General features: G+C 43.3%; 17 protein-coding genes. 6 read left to right on the top strand and 11 right to left on the bottom strand.

Annotated features, from left to right (window positions below; genetic code table 11):
* Positions 1 to 111: 111 nt before the first annotated feature.
* Positions 112 to 678: a bacteriohemerythrin gene (locus ND16A_RS01435; protein WP_033079226.1), complete on the top strand. Its 567-nt coding sequence runs from the start codon at positions 112 to 114 to the stop codon at positions 676 to 678.
* 97 nt (positions 679 to 775) lie between these two features.
* On the opposite strand, the gene ND16A_RS01440 is transcribed toward ND16A_RS01435, so the two are convergent.
* From ND16A_RS01440 to ND16A_RS01465, 7 genes are all read right to left on the bottom strand, one after another.
* Positions 776 to 967, bottom strand: coding sequence for a hypothetical protein (locus ND16A_RS01440; RefSeq protein ID WP_033079225.1), 192 nt, complete (start codon positions 965 to 967; stop codon positions 776 to 778).
* A 21-nt stretch (positions 968 to 988) separates the two neighbouring features.
* Positions 989 to 2818 carry a nitric oxide reductase activation protein NorD gene (locus ND16A_RS01445; RefSeq protein WP_033079224.1) on the bottom strand — a complete coding sequence of 610 codons (1830 nt, stop codon included), beginning with the start codon at positions 2816 to 2818 and terminating at the stop codon, positions 989 to 991.
* A 110-nt stretch (positions 2819 to 2928) separates the two neighbouring features.
* Positions 2929 to 3396 carry a GNAT family N-acetyltransferase gene (locus ND16A_RS01450; RefSeq protein ID WP_235282253.1) on the bottom strand — a complete coding sequence of 156 codons (468 nt, stop codon included), beginning with the start codon at positions 3394 to 3396 and terminating at the stop codon, positions 2929 to 2931.
* 208 nt (positions 3397 to 3604) lie between these two features.
* The gene (locus ND16A_RS01455) at positions 3605 to 4993 is read right to left on the bottom strand and encodes a cbb3-type cytochrome c oxidase subunit I (RefSeq protein ID WP_033079223.1); all 1389 of its coding nucleotides are present in this window, start codon (positions 4991 to 4993) and stop codon (positions 3605 to 3607) included.
* Between the two features lie 5 nt (positions 4994 to 4998).
* On the bottom strand, positions 4999 to 5439 hold the full coding sequence (locus tag ND16A_RS01460) for a c-type cytochrome (RefSeq protein WP_033079222.1): 441 nt from the start codon (positions 5437 to 5439) through the stop codon (positions 4999 to 5001).
* Positions 5440 to 5579: 140 nt separating this feature from the next.
* Positions 5580 to 5792, bottom strand: coding sequence for a hypothetical protein (locus ND16A_RS0119745; RefSeq protein WP_152593937.1), 213 nt, complete (start codon positions 5790 to 5792; stop codon positions 5580 to 5582).
* A gap of 349 nt (positions 5793 to 6141) precedes the next feature.
* Positions 6142 to 6957, bottom strand: a complete 816-nt coding sequence (locus tag ND16A_RS01465; RefSeq protein WP_052073316.1) for a CbbQ/NirQ/NorQ/GpvN family protein — start codon at positions 6955 to 6957, stop codon at positions 6142 to 6144.
* A 200-nt stretch (positions 6958 to 7157) separates the two neighbouring features.
* Here ND16A_RS01465 and ND16A_RS01470 point away from each other — a divergent pair, with 200 nt between their 5' ends.
* The gene (locus tag ND16A_RS01470) at positions 7158 to 7706 is read left to right on the top strand and encodes a PH domain-containing protein (RefSeq protein WP_033079219.1); all 549 of its coding nucleotides are present in this window, start codon (positions 7158 to 7160) and stop codon (positions 7704 to 7706) included.
* Positions 7699 to 9306, top strand: coding sequence for a PH domain-containing protein (locus tag ND16A_RS01475; protein ID WP_052073315.1), 1608 nt, complete (start codon positions 7699 to 7701; stop codon positions 9304 to 9306). Before ND16A_RS01470 ends, ND16A_RS01475 begins: the two co-directional genes overlap by 8 nt.
* 113 nt (positions 9307 to 9419) lie before the next feature.
* Here ND16A_RS01475 and ND16A_RS01480 read toward each other — a convergent pair whose 3' ends face one another.
* The 4 genes from ND16A_RS01480 to ND16A_RS01495 all read right to left on the bottom strand — a co-directional run bounded on the left by ND16A_RS01480 (position 9420) and on the right by ND16A_RS01495 (position 15339).
* The gene (locus ND16A_RS01480) at positions 9420 to 10478 is read right to left on the bottom strand and encodes a DcaP family trimeric outer membrane transporter (protein ID WP_033079314.1); all 1059 of its coding nucleotides are present in this window, start codon (positions 10476 to 10478) and stop codon (positions 9420 to 9422) included.
* Between the two features lie 168 nt (positions 10479 to 10646).
* Entirely contained in the window at positions 10647 to 12545 is a 1899-nt protein-coding gene (acs, locus tag ND16A_RS01485; protein WP_033079218.1) for an acetate--CoA ligase, read from the bottom strand.
* Positions 12546 to 12777: 232 nt separating this feature from the next.
* The gene (locus tag ND16A_RS01490; RefSeq protein WP_052073314.1) at positions 12778 to 13485 is read right to left on the bottom strand and encodes an exonuclease domain-containing protein; all 708 of its coding nucleotides are present in this window, start codon (positions 13483 to 13485) and stop codon (positions 12778 to 12780) included.
* A 6-nt stretch (positions 13486 to 13491) separates the two neighbouring features.
* Positions 13492 to 15339, bottom strand: a complete 1848-nt coding sequence (locus tag ND16A_RS01495; protein WP_033079217.1) for a putative nucleotidyltransferase substrate binding domain-containing protein — start codon at positions 15337 to 15339, stop codon at positions 13492 to 13494.
* Between the two features lie 175 nt (positions 15340 to 15514).
* Between ND16A_RS01495 and ND16A_RS21560 the strand changes: the two genes are divergently transcribed.
* The 3 genes from ND16A_RS21560 (at position 15515) to ND16A_RS01505 (ending at position 17899) form a co-directional block, all read left to right on the top strand.
* The gene (locus tag ND16A_RS21560) at positions 15515 to 15673 is read left to right on the top strand and encodes a hypothetical protein (RefSeq protein ID WP_200880871.1); all 159 of its coding nucleotides are present in this window, start codon (positions 15515 to 15517) and stop codon (positions 15671 to 15673) included.
* A gap of 234 nt (positions 15674 to 15907) precedes the next feature.
* Complete coding sequence (locus tag ND16A_RS01500; protein ID WP_033079216.1) at positions 15908 to 16159, top strand: DUF4212 domain-containing protein; 252 nt, start codon at positions 15908 to 15910, stop codon at positions 16157 to 16159.
* 3 nt (positions 16160 to 16162) lie between these two features.
* A complete protein-coding gene (locus ND16A_RS01505) occupies positions 16163 to 17899 on the top strand; it encodes a sodium:solute symporter family protein (protein ID WP_033079215.1) in 1737 nt (578 codons plus the stop codon).
* The last annotated feature ends 29 nt before the right edge of the window (positions 17900 to 17928 follow it).

Genomic DNA, 17928 nt, shown 5'->3' with positions numbered 1-17928 from the left:
TTACAATTTTGTCGGTATTTGCATCATTTCGTTAAAAAAACGCGGTTTTTTGTTTTAAGATGGGTAAAACCAAAAGCTAGTTTAACCTTATAATATTTATGGGTATTTAAAATGACGAATCGTTACAAAGCATTGATTTATGCAGCCTTAATCGGGCTGGTTACTGTGGTTATCTTCCTCGGCTTTTTGAGCGGGATGGATAACAAGATATCCTGGCTGTTAATCGCCCTGTTGATCCTGATCCCATGGTTGTATAGCCAAAGAAAAAATGGCAGGATTTTAAAATGGAAGAGTGAATATAGTGTTGGCGTTAAGTCACTCGATCTTGACCATCAAAAGCTGATTACCTTATTGAATCAATTTAATACCGCTTATGACTACGACATGGGCGCAGAGTTTGAACATCAAAGTTTAAAAGAGTTAATTGAATACACTCATTATCATTTTACTCGCGAGGAAGAGCTGATGAGTGAAAGTGGTTACCCTGATCTGGAAGCCCATAAACAGCAACACCAGATCATGATAGAGAAAATTAAAGAAATTGAACAAAAATATGAACAAATTGGTCACGATGCTTTTGAAGAAGTCAGCAAATTTCTCAGTGACTGGTTAATTAACCACATCAACGGCACGGATAAACAATATACTTCGCATTTAAACGCTAAGGGTATTAAATAAGTTCTAAAAGTGTAAACCTGTTTCAGGACATGACACTTAAACTAAAAAGCCAGTAACAAATTTGTTGCTGGCTTTTTTGCATTTGCGAGACTAAGGTTTATCTCGGTAAATAAAACATCATAATCACACAGAATATGGCGATTAACCAAAATGCTTTGCTAAAGAATTTCAGCCCGCGTTTACGGTTTTCCGGGTGCGAAGGTGCCAATGGCATGCCACAGTTTTTACAGTCGCGTAAACCGGCTTCGTTATCGGTTTGACAATACAGGCATGGGGCTGATTCAGACATAGTAGTTATCCCAATTCAGCACTAGTTCGCAGTTAGGCGATGATAAATTTGTGGCAGGCATACCGGCAATTGTGACGGACTGAGCATTACCGTGTAACTATGGCGGCCGAAGATATACGGTAAATATTCTTCCGCCTCTTTGTCTACGGTAATACAGAACGGTTTTAACCCCGCCTGTTTCGCCTCTAATATCGCTTGTTTGGTGTCTTCAATGCCAAATCGGCCTTCATAATGATCAATATCGTTTGGTTTGCCATCGGTTAATATCAATAATAACTTTTGCGATGACTTTTGCTCTTGCAATATTTTGCTCGCTTGCCTTATCGCGGCGCCCATGCGGGTATAAAAACCAGGGCGAATCGCCTGGATACGACCACGGACATTATCATCATAAGATTCTTTAAAGTTTTTCAGCATAGTGAAACGAATATGCGAGCGTTTTACCGAGGAGAAACCATACATGGCAAAATTATCACCTACTACGTTTAACGCTTCACCAAACAACAACATACTGTCGCGTACTACGTCAATAACCCGCATCTCATCATCTAGATGCGAGTCGGTAGACATCGACAAATCGGCGAGTAACAAACAGGACAGATCGCGATTGTTGCCGCGAAAACTTTGATACAGGCCTTTTTCTGCGGTTGGCGATATTTGTCGCTCGACATGAAAATCGAGCCAGGCATTAAGATCCAGTTCTTCACCTTGCTGCTGGCTTTTCAACCAATAGCGCAGCGTTTGTAATTGCTCGAATTGCGCCTGAATATTTTTTGCCGTTTTTTGCAAATGCAACGGTAATTTTTGCGCAACAGCATCTTTTGGCAACATAGGTTGCAATAGACACCTGTCGCTAACTAATTGCTGTTTACGATAATCCCATTCTGGCAGTTTTATGCCTTCACCTAGCGGGATATCATCTTCGGAGCTTGACGGTAAATCGAGGTCTATTTTAATGCGGGCACTTTTTTGATCTTGCTGCTTCGATATGGTGATTTTGTCTAAATCATCGGCAACTCGGTCGCCATCATCGTCGTCACTGTCATCATTGCCACGATCTAGATTGGCAAACTCACTCCAGGAAAATAAACTTTCCAGACGAAAGATCATCATCCCATCACGGCTGTTTGTCGACTCTACTCGCTCTGTCTTTTTCCGCCCCGCCTTATTTTGCTTTTTGCCGCTTGAGCCTTCTGGCTCTTCTACGTCATCGGCATACTCTGCCTGAATTTGATCGGTTGCTTGCGCCGATGGATAAAGCCATAAAAATACGGCTTGTGGTGCATAGTTTACCGTTGGAAATTCTGTTACTGAGCCCGGAGATAAAATTGCATCGATGATGGCTTGTTCCATTTCCTGTTCCGCGGCAGGGCGTTTTTCAACACCTGGGCGTAATTTAACAAACGCCTGTGCCAGTCGTTGATATCTGGGTTTTAATGCCGGAAACTGGTTAAGCACATCAACCACAAGTTGTTGATTGTCGATGGCCCAATGCTTAAAGCGGCCGCTATGATGTGCTGCCAGCACTGCCAGCCAAATATATAGGTCAGCATTCAGTTCCTGCTCAGGAAACACTGCGATGTATTCAGGTAGCCTTAAGCTGTCAGCATCTTGCCAGGCAAGACTGATTTGCTGATTATCACCAGAGATCTTTTGTAAAAAACTTTTGCGTGATAAATAATCACGATGACTTGCCGCTTCTACTCTTTTTACTGCATCGCCGCCTAACGCCCGAAACACAATACCAACAGATTTACTCACCTGGTCAAAATTAACCTTGGCCTGCTCAAACTCGGTACTGGCTTTACGAGTGATAAACTGATGCCAGATACTGCCAACCCACTCTTCCATTGCAACCAATTACTCTTACTTTAATTTGTAACGATTATAACAAATTAACCAAAACGTACTCTGATGTGAATCAACAAAAGTGAGTTCTGACACTTGCTACCGATGCGCGACTAGATCGCATTAAGTTGCAAACGCAACACCCGCTCACCAGTTGGCTGATGTACTTTCTCTTCAAGCAACTCAAAACCATATTTCGTGTAAAACTTGCGGCCGATCGAATTCTTTTTAAAAACTTCCAGTTCGAGGTTGCCATGTAGCTGTTGAGCCTTATCCAGCAACATTTTACCTATTTTCTTACCATGATGCTCCGGCTGGAGAAATATAGCACCAACCTCATTGCCGATTAGCGCCATGAATCCAACGACGTGATGATTAAGCTCGACCACCCAAGTGTCTGAATTGGGCAAATACAGTGCTGGAATATCTTTTCTCACCTGTGCGACAAAATCATCTTTAAGAAAGGGGTGGGCTAAATTATTGGCACTCTCCCATGCTGCCATCAAACTGGTTAGGTCACTGGCTTGGTACTGTCTAATATTTGTATTCATTGTGACGAAATCATCTATTTCTTGTTGCATCGGTGAATATCCTTGTTTGACGTCCTGATTAAACCTTAAGCGAGATCTAAGTGTTAGGTCAAGGTATGGCGATAGCCACTCTGAGTTGCTTTCGGCAATGACGCGAGGTTCTGTTTCCTGGTTGGCGGGACTTCAGTCTCGCAAGTGCAAAAAAGCCAGTTGCTTGCGCAACTGGCTTAGTTAATTCAGTTTACTTAAAAGTTTAAGATTAAGCTTGTGCTTTCTCTTTCACCCAGAAACTTGAGATGTAAGCAATTAAGCCGAGCAAGAAGAAAACACCGGCAACTTCACGCATCCAGTAGAAGATTGCCAACTTGTCCTGTGTCGCCATAAAGCTTAACGCTTCACCAGATTCAGGTAGACGTTGTAACCATACTTGTAATACACCAGCACCAGTTAAGAACAAGGTGATGAATACCATAGAAACCGTCATTAACCAGAAGCCCCACATTTCACGAACTTGCGCACGGTTGCAGTTTGCTTCACCGATACCACGAAGTTTTGGCATGGCGAATGAGATAATCGTCATTACGATCATCGCATACGCACCGTAGAAGGCCATATGACCATGCGCGGCGGTAATTTGTGAACCATGCGTATAAAAGTTTACTGGAGCTAACGTGTGGAGGAACCCCCATACACCAGCACCCAGGAATGCCATTACTGCCGTGCCTAATGCCCATAAAGTAGCGGCTTTGTTAGGGTGTTCACGACGACGACGGTTAACCATGTTAAAGGCGTACAATACCATAGCAAAGAACGGTAATGGTTCGATTGCTGAGAAGATTGAACCCACCCACTGCCAGTACTCAGGAGTCGCTAACCAGTAGAAGTGATGCCCGGTACCTAAGATACCTGAGATTAATGCCATAGCGATGATCACATATAACCATTTTTCGATAACTTCACGGTCAACACCGGTAATTTTGATTAACACATAAGCCAAGATTGCGCCCATGATTAATTCCCAAACACCTTCTACCCATAAATGTACGACGAACCACCAGAAGTATTTATCTAATGCCAAGTTAGTCGGGTTGTAGAACGCGAATAAGAAGAATACCGCCAAACCGATTAAACCTGTCATCAACACCATGTTAATCGCAGTTTTACGACCTTTTAAGATGGTCATGCCCAGGTTAAATAAGAAACCAAGACACACCACAACAATACCCAGTTTGGTAATGGTTGGCTGTTCCAGGAACTCACGTCCCATCGTTGGCCATAACTCGTTAAAGGTAAAATCCGCTAGCGTTGAATAAGGAACTAACAAGTAACCTAAGATCGTAGCAACACCCGCGGCAGCAAACACCCAAAACAGGATTATCGCCAATTTAGGGCTATACAATTCCGTTTCGGCTTCTTCTGGCACCAGGTAATAAGCCGAGCCCATAAAGCCAAACAACAGCCAGACGATAAGTAAGTTGGTATGCACCATACGGGCGACGTTAAATGGAATTGCGCCGCCGAGGAAGTCACCTACGACATATTGCAAGCCCATGATCAGACCAAATAAAATTTGTCCGACAAATAAGATTAAAGCGAACACAAAATAAGGTTTTGCGACAGCCTGTGATTGATATTTTAATGTATTCATCTGCCTTACCCTTCTATGTTTGGCGGCCAGCCGTTAATGTCCATTTCTGAGGTCCATTTTAAGAACTCAGCTAAATCATCAATTTCTTGATCATTTAAATGGAAATTAGGCATTTGACGACGACCCGGTATGTTTAACGGTTGTGCTTTCATCCAACCATTTAAAAACATTTTAAAGCCGGCTTCACCACCACGGCGTTGAAAAACATTACCAAGCTCTGGCGCAAAATACGCACCTTCACCGAGTAAAGTATGACAGCCAATACAGTTATTCTTTTCCCAGAGGTGTTTACCACGCTCTACAGATTCGGTTATGTTTTGACGGTTATCTCTTTCTGGCATTTCTTTTGTAGTATGAAAAGTTAAAGCAAGAAATATCAAGAAGAAGAAAACACTTCCACCATAATAAATATTCCTCGCCATGCCTTTAGTAAAACTTTCTGACATGGGTTGCTCCCTTATGATAATTAATAAAGCCCGCCAATATTAATGCCCTAAGCCCAGACAAATCTTGATGGAAATCAAACTAATGAAGAATGTTGTAAAATTGTTAGCAAATATGTCTATTTGTATTAAAACGGCGGGGATTAAAAAATTGGCAGCTTCTTAACCATAGCGCGAGCAAGGTTAAGCATGCCAATCATCACAAAACAGGTGTGTACCAGAATGAAATAAACGATCATCACCATCAGCTGAAATTGAATATCATCTGAGAGTAAGACATAGAGCAGGGGGATGAAAACGACCAGGCCTACCAGCACCGAAAGTTGTACGGCACGGTACAAATGAATTCTGATCATGCCGCCATTTTTTTTATAGCGCTTGAACAACCAAAGCAAAAGGATAAACGCCAGACCAGGTAATACCAGTAAGTTTGCCAAAAACAAAGATTGGCAAACAACAGCAAGATGTATCGATGATTTAGGGTTAAATAACGAAATGCTCTCTACTCCTTGCTGCTAATTCCAATGATCATACCAAGTTGACTAAATATCTGCTCATTTTTAATGGCAAAAACGAATAACTACTGCTTTATAAAATTTATATGTAGAATAACTACATACTAAATTTTATGCATTGTATTTACCCGTTTTTCTTCATGAAAAAGTAGATCACATACTTAATCAAATTGGTATTACTTAATCGAGTTTACTCATCAAAATAAATTCTGGCAATATCCATTAACGCTTTAATGGTAGCCGGGTCGTCAGATAAGGGCTCTGCCAGGCAGCATTTACACACCTCAAGCGGGTTCATGCCACTGGCCATCATTTTTCCAGCATAGATCAATAATCGGGTAGAAACCACTTCATCGAGGTCATTTTGTTCTAAACGGCGTAATGCTTGTGCTAGTTCTACCAAAGTAAAGGCTAAATGCGGCTCCACATCGGCTTCACTGATCACAATTTGCTGTTCAACTTCTTTATCTGGATAGTCAAAGCTTAACGCCACAAAACGTTGCTTGGTACTCGGCTTCATGCCTTTTAACAGGTTTTGATAGCCAGGGTTGTAAGAGACTACCAGCATGAAATCCGGATGTGCTTTTATTAACTCGCCGGTTCTTTCTAATGGTAATACTCGACGGTCATCAGCAAGTGGATGAATAACCACGGTGGTATCTTTACGCGCTTCTACCACTTCATCAAGATAGCAAATGCCACCTTCACGCACGGCTCTTGTTAACGGGCCATCTTGCCAATAGGTACCATCTGGACCAATTAGGTGGCGGCCAACTAAATCTGCAGCGGTTAAGTCATCATGACAGGCTACGGTGTATAACGGTTTGTTCAGTTTTTTTGCCATATGCTCAATAAAACGGGTTTTACCGCAACCGGTAGGCCCTTTGATCAAGATAGGCAAGTGATGCTGATTGGCGTACTCAAAAAGAGACACCTCATTGTGCTGCTCTTGATAAAAAGGCAGCGCAAACGCTTCAGGCGTTAGTTTGATGTTTGCAGTACTCATAAAATCTCTAGATGTCACTGATATTGTCGATAAGTTACCCTGATGTTAACCATAGCGCAATGTGTACGGACCGCTTAGTTGATGCAGATCAAGGTAAAAAATTACCTAAAAAATGAACCGTTTTATGACGAATCATTTTAATCCATATTCATTTAGGGTTAAGCTAGAGCTACATATAGTTAACACCATAGAAATCAGCGATGACCGAGATAGCAGAATCCTTTACCAATCAAACTATTATCAGTGATGAATTGCCACAGTTAGAAAATTTAGAGTTTGCCACCCTCTCTCAAAGATATGCCCCCACTCATCGCCTGGTAACGTTGTTAACAACGGTTATTTTAATGTTAGTGTTAACTGCCATTATTTATCAACCTTTTGCTCCTCTTCCCAGTGAAGCCGTTACCGTTTTTGAGTTTATTCTCTGGCTAGTCGGTGGCATTGGCTTAATTGCCACCCTCTACAATTCATTCGCGGATCCGAAAAAACGTTATGCTTTGCGCGAACAAGATATTAGTTATCAGTCGGGTCTTATATTTCGTAAAACGGTGAGCCAGCCGATATTGCGAGTTCAGCATGTTGAACTAAAGCGCGGTCCGGTTGAGCGCAAAGTCGGATTGGCCAGTTTACAGGTATTCAGTGCCGGCGGCTCATTGCACACGTTTGAAATTCCCGGGTTGAATATTGATGATGCGGAACACATTCGTCAGTTTATTTTGGCACATAAGGATATCAATCAACATGGATAAGTCGCCAGTCATTGAACGGCAGAATTCGACTGAACAAGTGCCAGACATTTCGACCCCAGAGGAAAATAATCACTCTCATAAGTGGCAACGGATTTCGCCCATTGCGTTGATCTACTTTGTCTTAATGTTGATTAAGAATATCTTTGGCAACATCGTTTATCTGGCGCCGGCAATACTTATTGGTTACAACAAGTTCAGTGAGGATCCCACGTTTTGGCTACCATTTGTCTATGGTTTTGCCGGACTAATTGCTTTATCGGCAATTCTCAGTTTTTATTTTTTCCAATACCGCTTGTCCAATCAACAAATTGAGATCCGCTCGGGGGTATTTTCCAAAAAGTACACCAACTTGCCATTTTCAAGAATTCAAAATGTTGAACTTAGTGAACCCCTGTATTATCGTCCCTTCGGTTATACCTGCATGCAATTAGACACTGCCGGTTCGGTCAAACAAGAAGCGAAAGTCGTCGCCCTGAAAAAACACTTCGCCGAACAACTCAAGCATGAAATTTTAGCGGCACATCAACAACCGGTCAGCACTGATGAAAATAACGAAACTGACGATGACAGTGTCACGGCTAAAGTCACCACTGCCGATGAAGAAGTGTTAGACCGACGCAATCTCGATGATTTGGTGATCCATGGTTTAACCAACAACAGAGTGTGGATATTTATCGGTGGCCTGGCGCCATTCATCGACAATATCAGCGAAAAAGTTGGCGAATGGCTGTTAATGTTTGGTTTTAACGTTGAGCAGTACTTTGCCTTTGATGGCAAGTCCGGCTGGCAAATTGCCACCGCGGCACTGTCATTAGCCTTGCTTGTCATGATCCCAATCACCATTTTTTCAATTCTCGGTTCTATCATTGCCTTTCATGATTTTAAGCTCAGCAAAGTGGGTGACAGATACATTCGTCGCAGTGGTTTATTTACTAAAAATGAAGTGACGATGCGCTTGTCACGCTTGCAAATGATCGTGCGCCAACAAGACTGGCTGGATGTGCTGTTAGGTCGCATCAACCTTAAGTTTGAACAATCAAACGCCAATTATCAGCAAGCGCAACCGGGTCAGTTAACCAATAAAATCATCGTGCCGTCGGTAACGACGAAAGAATGCCAGCACTTAATCAATGACGCTTATCCGGAAAATAATTTGGAAAACATCCAATATTCACCGGTAAGTGTGCGTTTGTTTGTGCGCAATGTATTGCTGTTGTTACTGCCATTCACCGCGTTTATCTCGGCTTTGTTTATCATCAAAGATAAAACTGACAGCCTGATATTTGTGGCAGCAGCTGCCAGTTTCATCTGCTTTTTAATGTATATGAGCTACCGCCGCTGGGGTTATGCCAAAGACGATAACTTTATTTATGTGCGCAAAGGCTGTTTAGGCGTCGATTACTATTGCTTCCCGATTTATAAGGTGCAACAAACCACATTTAAACAAAGCTGGTTTTTAAAGCGCAAACAACTATGTTCAGTGCAGTTCTTATTAGCGGCAGGCGCGGTGAACGTGCCGTATGTAAAGCAGGAAGACGGCTTAAAGCTGATCGATGAAAGCTTGTATGAAGTAGAGCATAGTAAGCGTAATTGGATGTAAAAAAAAGGGAAAGCAAATGCTTTCCCCAAAAACCCTCGTTTGAGGTTGCTTAAGCCTCAGGCGAATAGAACGAGGAGAAAAGTTAAACTCTTCAATGTCGTTGCCTCTAGCAACTACAGCGCGTATTTCACCGACAGTTGTACGTAGTCTGAATCGGCATCGATATCTGCCGCTTCAAAGTTACCCACCTCAACACCATAAGACAGATCTTTGGTGATGTTGTTAAAGATATTTATACCCCAATGAGTACGATCTCGGTCTGATTCTTCGGTTTCAGTGTTGCCGTAAAACACGCTGGTGCGTAATGTTTCGGTCCAGAAATGGCGGTAAGCAACCATAATAACCGTTGATTCTTCCACTTCTTCACCGACTAAATCGGTAGCGGCGGCGGCGCCTACATAACGGCCAGTATTGCCACCATGAAAAGCAAAACGTAAATCATCTTTGCCGAACGTGTTGATACGGCCAGATACACCATAGCCCACTGCCGATTCTTCTTCACCGCCAACCGTGTTTAATTGCTTGGCAACTGCGGCAATGGCAACATTACCCCAATCCCCGTTAAAGGTATATTTAGCGACAACATCTGGCACTGAATCTTGATTACCATATCCGGCATCACCAACTTCACCGCCGTATGACTCTGGGTTTTCCAGCGCTATTTGAAATCCACCGTTGGTATAACGAATTTGGTCCTGGCGAATAAACGCTGATGCCACCAATGGTCCGGCGAAATCGGCGGCTTCGACTAATGAGCTGGTATTCATGAACGTCGACCAGGTTTGGCCAACTGTCCAGTTTTTGTATTTGATGAAGGCATGTCGAATTCGAGGATGGCGTGAATTCGTCAGTTTTTCATTACCGCCACCGCCATAAAAATCCATTTCAATAAAGCCAGTGACATCACCATGAACGTATTTGGTGTTAAAGCGAGTAGAGTTGGCATTAAAATTTACGGTCGATATTTCATCATTAACCGCGTGGCCAATCCAAAAGTCATCATTGACCAGTGGTGAGCTGGCATTACCGTCGATATAACGCATATCCGCTTGAATATAGCCGCCAAAGGTAATGCTATCTTTATCGGTTAACTTAACGGTATAACCCGCATGGGCACTACTCGCAAGTAAAGCTAAGCCAGTTGCAATGGCCAGTTTATTTCGGTTTAACATGTTTTGCTCCCCATCGTCTTCCAAGGTAAGACTGCTAACACCCTCTTCGGCGATATTTTGTTTTCGTTATGATTTAAGTTTTGTTGTTGGGGGTTGATACCTGATTGGTATTCCCCCTTATTTTTATGTTGTAACGTTTTTCTATTTTTCTATTTTTTGACGATTAAGTTATTCTTCTAACGTACTTAAATCGCCTTCGTCTTGACCTAAAGCGCGCGCTTTCAGTACCCGACGCATGATTTTCCCTGAACGAGTTTTTGGTAACGACTCAACAAATTCAACACATTCCGGCATGGCAATTTTGCCCATTTCTTTGCCAACATGGGCTCTCAGCTCTAGCTCAAGCTCTTTATCACCTTTAAGACCAGATTGCAGGATCACATAGGTATGAATGGCGTTACCCTTAAGCTCATGCGGTAATCCTACTGCCGCAGCTTCACTGACTTTCGGATGGCTGACTAAAGCACTTTCGATTTCAGCCGTACCTAAACGGTAGCCACTCACTTTCAATACCTCATCCATACGGCCAATGACCCAAATGTAACCATCATCATCTTTTTTGGCACTGTCGCCGGCAAGATAAATCCATTTACCCTGCTCATCTTTACTCCAGTACAAATCGGCATATCGTTGATCATCTTTAAACACCGTTCGTGCCATACCTGGCCAAGGATTTTTGATGATCAATTTACCTTCTTCATTCGCTCCCACTTCTTTGCCTTCATCATCAACGATGGAGATTTCATTACCAAAGAATGGTTTCGTCGCTGAACCTGGTTTCAACGGGGTGATCGGCAATGGACATACCATAAAACCACCAGTTTCTGTTTGCCACCAGGTATCGATGATCGGACATTTATCGTTACCAATGACATTGTGATACCACTTCCACGCTTCTGGATTTATCGGTTCACCAACACTACCCAATAAGCGCAGGCTAGATAGATCGTGTTTTTTCGGCCAGCGGTCACCAAAGCGCATCAAACCGCGAAGGGCTGTCGGCGAGGTATATAAAATGTTGATGCCGTAGTTTTCAATGATCTGCCACCAGCGGTTCGGATAAGGATAGTTCGGCGCTCCTTCATACAGCATGATAGTGGCACCATTAATTAATGGTCCGTAAACGATATAACTGTGACCGGTGATCCAACCAGGATCGGCGGCACACCACCATCTGTCTTGTGGTTTAATATCAAATGCCATGCGGTGTGTGGTTGAGGTATAAACGGCATAACCACCGTGTGTATGCAGCATACCTTTTGGTGTTCCGGTGGTACCTGAGGTGTACAGAATAAATAGCGGGTCTTCGGCACTGGTTTGCTCGGTTTCACATTTACTGCCAGCAATTGGCAGTGCTTTTAAATCATGCAGCCAAAAATCACGCGTTGGCTCCATTTCCACATCCAGTTCATTGTTTTTCACACAAATACACACTTCAATACTTGGTGAACGTTTCATCGCTTCATCGGCAATGGATTTTAAGTCGATTTGTTTACCACGGCGCCAGCCACCATCGGCGGTAATTAAGACTCTTGAATGGGCATCGTCAATCCGAGAAGCCAGAGCTTCAGTACTAAAACCACCATAAACCACGGAATGAATTGCACCGATTTTGGCACAGGCAAGCATGGCAAAAACCAACTCTGGTATTTGCGGCATATAAATGGTGACAATATCGCCTTTCTCAACACCCATGCTTTTCAATACATTGGCAAATTGACAAACTTCACGATTTAAGCCGTTGTAAGAGAAATTCCGTTTTTGGCCATTTTCTCCTTCCCAGATGATCGCCATTTTATTGCGATTGGCATTTTCTAAATGGCGATCTATGGCATTGTGTACTATGTTAATTTCACCGCCATCGAACCATTTGTAAAAGGGGGCGTTCGATTCATCTAACACTGAATCCCATTTTTTATACCAACCTAAGGTGTCCGCCTGTTCGGCCCAAAACTGTTCTCGGTTTTCCACCGAATATTGGTACATTTTTTCATATTCACTGACATTGGCTTGTTCTACCACTTCTTCGCTTGGATAGTACATGTCTGGATTCACTGCTGAGTTCATAACTTTCTCCACTCTTAATTGCTGCTATTGGTTGATATCAGATCACTTTCAACCGAAAATAAATATGTAAATTATTTGTTATATCTAAAGGTATGTTGAGTTGGCAAAGATAGATATTAGACTTAGGTCTAAAATTGCTGGATTTGGGCTAGACGTTAGTCTAAATGTGGAAAAAATAAGGCGTGCGTTTACACAAATCTCGATCGCTCTGCACTCACCTAAGCAATTAAATTTACAGAAGAAATTCTTTTAATGGGGTTTTCAGGCCTTGATCATAATGCTGCATTTGGGCCAGCAGCAATTCGCCAGTGGCAAGGGCATCATTCAACGCATTGTGCTCGTGATGAGCCGGTAAATGATAGCTGGCTCGCAAATTGGCTAGCCTTAAATTATGTGGGTCGTAGGGGGTGTCTGAGCGCTCGAGGCGAGTTTTGGCCAAGACTAGTGTATCGATAATTGGCCAAACCGGAGCCATGCCATATAACTCAATACAGGCTTGCTGTAAAAAACTGCGTTCAATATTGGCATAATGCACCAACATCACCTTACCGGCCATCGCCAGTAATAGCTTATCGACAACCGCCTTTAACTCATCGCCATTGGCCTTTTCACCATCGGTAATTTGATGGATCACCACATTGTCTTTATCCAGCCTGCCATCTGATTGGATTATCTGATGCTCACTTTCGCCGAGTTTAATTAAGCCATTTTTTACCCCAACGTAACCGACACTAAGTAACTTATCCGTTTTCGCATTTAAGCCGGTGGTTTCAAAGTCGACCGCTAAAATATCAATGTCACTAATGGCGGTATTTTTATCCGGGAATGGCACACTTAAAAACTGCTTTAGCGCCCCTTCAGGCGCTTTATCCAGCAGCATTTCTCGTTTGCTATTTATTCCCTTACTGGCGAACAATAGTTTATCAAATAGTGAAAACATAATGGTTCAACCGAATGTGGTTTGACGATTGGCTTGCATGGTTTTAATCACCTTAAAAGCGTCTTTTAAATGCTCTCGCTCCAACCGGGAAATTTCCTTTGGTGACAAATAGTTATCGGGTTCGATGCCCGCTTGTAATTGCCCGGCCTGATGCTCTGCGCGCAACATTCCCAAAAACTCAAAGGCATCAATCAGATTGGCCGCAGATTTGGCACTTAAACTCGCCGTGCCCGCCGCTTGCTTTAACCGCTCGATTGTATTCACGGCGGTAATGCCTTCTGATAGCGCGTAAATTCGCGCCAAATCAACAATTGGGGCGATGCCATTGTGTTTTAAATCTAAAGTTTTCTTATGTTTGCCGTTGGAGATCAACACAAAATCTCGGAAAAACCCTAATGGTGGCCGCAGTTTCAACGCATTCGTCGATAAATGCGCAATAAATAAAGTATTGCGCTGAGTTTGTTGCAGCATATTCGCTTGGACCTGCGCCAATAAATCGACTTCACCATAGACACAATGCAAGTCGAAAAACACACTGGAATGCATCAGCGCCATCGGTTCCGGGGTGTTAACCCAGCTATCGAAATATTGTTGCCACACGCGTTGTGGTTGTCGCCACTTGGCGTTGGTCGCCATCACATCGCCGGGACAGTAAATAAAGCCACAGCTCGCCAGACCATCACTGACAAATGTGGCAAGCTGTTTAAACCAGGCGTCATCTTCAGGTTGCATGTCGTTGGAAATAATCAGCGCATTGTCTTGATCAGAATGGGCAAACTGCTCTTGTCTGGCTTGTGAGCCGGCAGCTAGCCAGGCAAAAGGAACCGGCTCGTGGCCATATTGCTCTTTCGCCATATGGATCAGCTTGTTGGTAAATGCGGTGGTTAAGGCGCTGATGGTTTTGCCGACATGATCGGCGGTACTACCAAGTTTGGCCATTCTAATTTGCAGTTTCGGCAACAGTTTGCTGATTTTCGCCAGTTCGTCTACCGATTGCGCTTTGCCTATTGTACTCGACAGGTTTACCGCGTTTAAGCCTTCCTGATTCATTAAATCAGTTACCGTTAACATTCCCGCCAACACCCCATTCTTGGTCACCGGTAAATGGTGAATGTGTTGACTGGTCATTTTGATCAGCGCGTCATAGGCGCTGAAATTATGATCTATTAACTCTACATTTTCGGTCATGATATCGCTTACCGGCCTTGTAAAATCCAGGCCTTGAGCGATGCAGCGGCGACGTAGATCCTTATCGGTAACTATACCCGCTAAGCCGTGCTCATCCATCACCACCAAACAGGAAAAATTCAGCTCTGTCATTTTCGTTGCCGCAGCAATTATCGACTCGCCCTTATCAATAGTCACCGCTGGGCCATGATAGAAATCGTCAATTGAGGTATTCATTAAGGTTGAAGTAAGCAGTGCCTCTTCATTAATTTTGCTTACTTGCTGCTTTAAGCGTTGTGCTCCAGATTGCAAAAAGAAGTTATGGACGAAAGGAAAATCACTAATCACCGACTTTAACTCAGCGCAATTAATCGCGCATAACAATGTATCTTCTTCGGGGATCACCTTAACCGCAAAGTCTTCATCCGGGGAACAAAACACCGTACAGATGTCGCCTTCACCATACTTACCGAGCAATTCGTCGTTGCCACTGTAATAAGCAAGCGCCCCTTTGCGTAAAAAATACAGCATAGGTTCATCAATACCCGCCGGCGGCAATTGTTCGCCCTGGCGCACATAGCAAATACTGATATTGCGCACTATGCGGGCAATACTGTCCCTGGGCAATTGATCAAACGGCTCAATCGCCTTAATAAAGTCATGAATGTCGGCCAGTTCTGTGCTCATCGCTAACCCCTTGATGGAAGGTAAGTTTGTTCAAATTGGTATATACCCGGTCCACTTCAAGATGCAGGTTTCAGAGTTCTTGAGCGATCCCAATACAAGGCGCAGTGATGTAGTAATGGTTATTCCCTTTCAAGTCACTGCAACGAAGTAGTAGGATTGCTCAAGGACTTCTTCGATGGGTTTAAAAGCAATTTATGCCGCGTTATTAACTTTAACAATTGAACAACCATTCCCTAAATTTAATGCCTTGCCTAAATTGCTTTTAACTCCCACTGAAATCCCGCATCTTGAAGTGGAACGGGTATACATAGTTTTATCGCAAGCCGCGGGTTAACACAAGTGAATCAGATGTTAACTAGACCAAGGTCTAATGTGAAAGCTTGAGTTTGATTGCTAGGGTGATAGATAGAAAAAGATTTTTACCAAAAGCGTTAACTCACAATTAACAATCACTTTCGATAGACATCTTCTTCAAACAACGTGAATGAGTTAAAACAATATTAATAAAAACATTTAAAAAACATAAAAGTTATATCAACAGGTATACATAATTAGTTAGGAGAGCATTGTGGAGAGTAATCAAAGTTATTGGCAAGAAAACCTTCGCCTTATACTCATCTGCCTTGTCATTTGGTTTGTCGTTTCATTTGGCTTTGGTTTGTTATTGGTAGAGCCGTTAAACGAGATTCGAATTGGCGGGTATAAACTCGGTTTCTGGTTTGCCCAGCAAGGGTCAATTTATACCTTTGTCGGCTTAGTATTCTGGTATTCATCGAAGATGAATAAACTGGATAAAAAACATGACGTGGAAGAGGGCTAAATAATGGATGAGTTAAAACTATATACATACATTGCCGTTTTCGGTTCATTCGGTGTTTATTTTGCCATTGCCTGGTGGGCACGAGCAGGATCAACCAGTGATTTCTATGTCGCTGGTGGTGGTGTTACCCCACTGCAAAACGGTATGGCCATTGGCGCCGACTGGATGAGTGCGGCATCGTTTATTTCGATGGCCGGTCTTATCGCCTTTTTAGGCTATGGTGGCTCGGTATTTTTAATGGGTTGGACTGGCGGTTATGTATTACTCGCGATGTTACTTGCCCCATACTTACGTAAGCACGGCAAATTTACTGTGCCGGAGTTTATCTTTGACCGCTATTACTCAAAAACCGCACGTATCGTTGCCGTAGTTTGTTTAATCATTGCGTCACTCACTTACATCATCGGTCAAATGAAAGGTGTTGGTGTAGCATTCTCTCGCTTCCTGGAAGTAGATTACGGCTTAGGCTTAGGCATAGGTATGATGGTGGTTTGGGTATACGCGGTACTCGGTGGGATGAAAGGTATCACTTACACCCAAATCGCCCAATATTGTGTACTGATTTTTGCTTACACTATCCCTGCAATTTTCATCTCATTGCAACTTACCGGCAACCCAATTCCACAACTTGGCTTAGGCTCAACGCTGGCCGATGGTAGTGGCGTATATCTCTTGGATAAGCTTGATATGGTAGTCACCGATTTAGGCTTTAAAGAGTACACCACCGACAACATGGGCGGCACATTAAACATGTTCGCCTACACCTTGTCACTAATGATTGGTACTGCTGGCCTACCTCACGTTATTATGCGTTTCTTTACTGTACCTTCAGTAAAAGCGGCACGTTCATCGGCAGGTTACGCACTAGTTTTTATCGCCTTACTTTACACCGTAGCTCCTGCTGTTGGCGCCATGGCACGTTTAAACTTAATGAACACTATTGAACCAACCGCTGGTCAAAATATGGTTTATGCAGAGCGTCCACAATGGTTCAAAGACTGGGAAAAAACCGGTTTGTTGAAGTTTGAAGATAAAAACGGTGACGGCAAAGTTCAGTACGTAGCGGATGCCGAGACCAATGAAATGGTGAAAGTTGACCGTGACATTATGGTTCTGGCTAATCCGGCTATCGCTAACTTGCCAAACTGGGTAATTGCCCTGGTGGCTGCTGGTGGTTTGGCGGCAGCGTTATCAACGGCTGCAGGCTTGTTGTTAGCAATATCGTCCTCAATTTCCCATGATTTAATGAAAGGGGTGTTAACGCCTGATTTATCAGAGAAAGCAGAACTGCGGGCAGGGCGGATAGTCATGACCATTGCCATACTGGTGTCAGGTTATCTCGGCCTCAATCCACCTGGATTTGCCGCCGGTACCGTTGCATTAGCCTTTGGTTTGGCCGCATCGTCAATATTCCCGGCATTAATGATGGGTATATTCTCGAAGAAAATGAGCGGTAAAGCGGCCATTGCAGGCATGTGTTCAGGTATTGGTATTACTATGTTGTATGTGTTCCAACACAAAGGCATCATGTTTATTCCTGGCACCTCATTCTTAGGTGGCCTTGAGCAGAACTGGTTCTTGGGTATTTCACCAAATGCCTTTGGTGCGGTTGGTGCGTTAGTTAACTTTGCTGTTGCCTTCGGTGTATGTAAGCTAACTGGCGATGCGCCAGCGCATATCCAGCATATGGTAGAAAACTTCCGAGTGCCAAAAGGTGCAGGTGAAGCGCACGCTCACTAACACTGACTTTGGTTAATGAAAGGCTCCTA

This window comes from Thalassotalea sp. ND16A (genome assembly GCF_000764205.1).
Classification (GTDB): domain Bacteria; phylum Pseudomonadota; class Gammaproteobacteria; order Enterobacterales; family Alteromonadaceae; genus Thalassotalea_A.
Note: the sequence above shows the minus strand (reverse complement) of the source record. Positions and strands in the feature narration are given on the sequence as shown.

Coding starts and splice junctions, on each gene's coding strand:
- ND16A_RS01435 (WP_033079226.1), top strand. CDS start 112: ATGACGAATCGTTACAAAGCATTGATTTATGCAGCCTTAATCGGGCTG.
- ND16A_RS01440 (WP_033079225.1), bottom strand. CDS start 967: ATGTCTGAATCAGCCCCATGCCTGTATTGTCAAACCGATAACGAAGCC.
- ND16A_RS01445 (WP_033079224.1), bottom strand. CDS start 2,818: ATGGAAGAGTGGGTTGGCAGTATCTGGCATCAGTTTATCACTCGTAAA.
- ND16A_RS01450 (WP_235282253.1), bottom strand. CDS start 3,396: ATGCAACAAGAAATAGATGATTTCGTCACAATGAATACAAATATTAGA.
- ND16A_RS01455 (WP_033079223.1), bottom strand. CDS start 4,993: ATGAATACATTAAAATATCAATCACAGGCTGTCGCAAAACCTTATTTT.
- ND16A_RS01460 (WP_033079222.1), bottom strand. CDS start 5,439: ATGTCAGAAAGTTTTACTAAAGGCATGGCGAGGAATATTTATTATGGT.
- ND16A_RS0119745 (WP_152593937.1), bottom strand. CDS start 5,792: ATGATCAGAATTCATTTGTACCGTGCCGTACAACTTTCGGTGCTGGTA.
- ND16A_RS01465 (WP_052073316.1), bottom strand. CDS start 6,957: ATGAGTACTGCAAACATCAAACTAACGCCTGAAGCGTTTGCGCTGCCT.
- ND16A_RS01470 (WP_033079219.1), top strand. CDS start 7,158: ATGACCGAGATAGCAGAATCCTTTACCAATCAAACTATTATCAGTGAT.
- ND16A_RS01475 (WP_052073315.1), top strand. CDS start 7,699: ATGGATAAGTCGCCAGTCATTGAACGGCAGAATTCGACTGAACAAGTG.
- ND16A_RS01480 (WP_033079314.1), bottom strand. CDS start 10,478: ATGTTAAACCGAAATAAACTGGCCATTGCAACTGGCTTAGCTTTACTT.
- acs (WP_033079218.1), bottom strand. CDS start 12,545: ATGAACTCAGCAGTGAATCCAGACATGTACTATCCAAGCGAAGAAGTG.
- ND16A_RS01490 (WP_052073314.1), bottom strand. CDS start 13,485: ATGTTTTCACTATTTGATAAACTATTGTTCGCCAGTAAGGGAATAAAT.
- ND16A_RS01495 (WP_033079217.1), bottom strand. CDS start 15,339: ATGAGCACAGAACTGGCCGACATTCATGACTTTATTAAGGCGATTGAG.
- ND16A_RS21560 (WP_200880871.1), top strand. CDS start 15,515: ATGGGTTTAAAAGCAATTTATGCCGCGTTATTAACTTTAACAATTGAA.
- ND16A_RS01505 (WP_033079215.1), top strand. CDS start 16,163: ATGGATGAGTTAAAACTATATACATACATTGCCGTTTTCGGTTCATTC.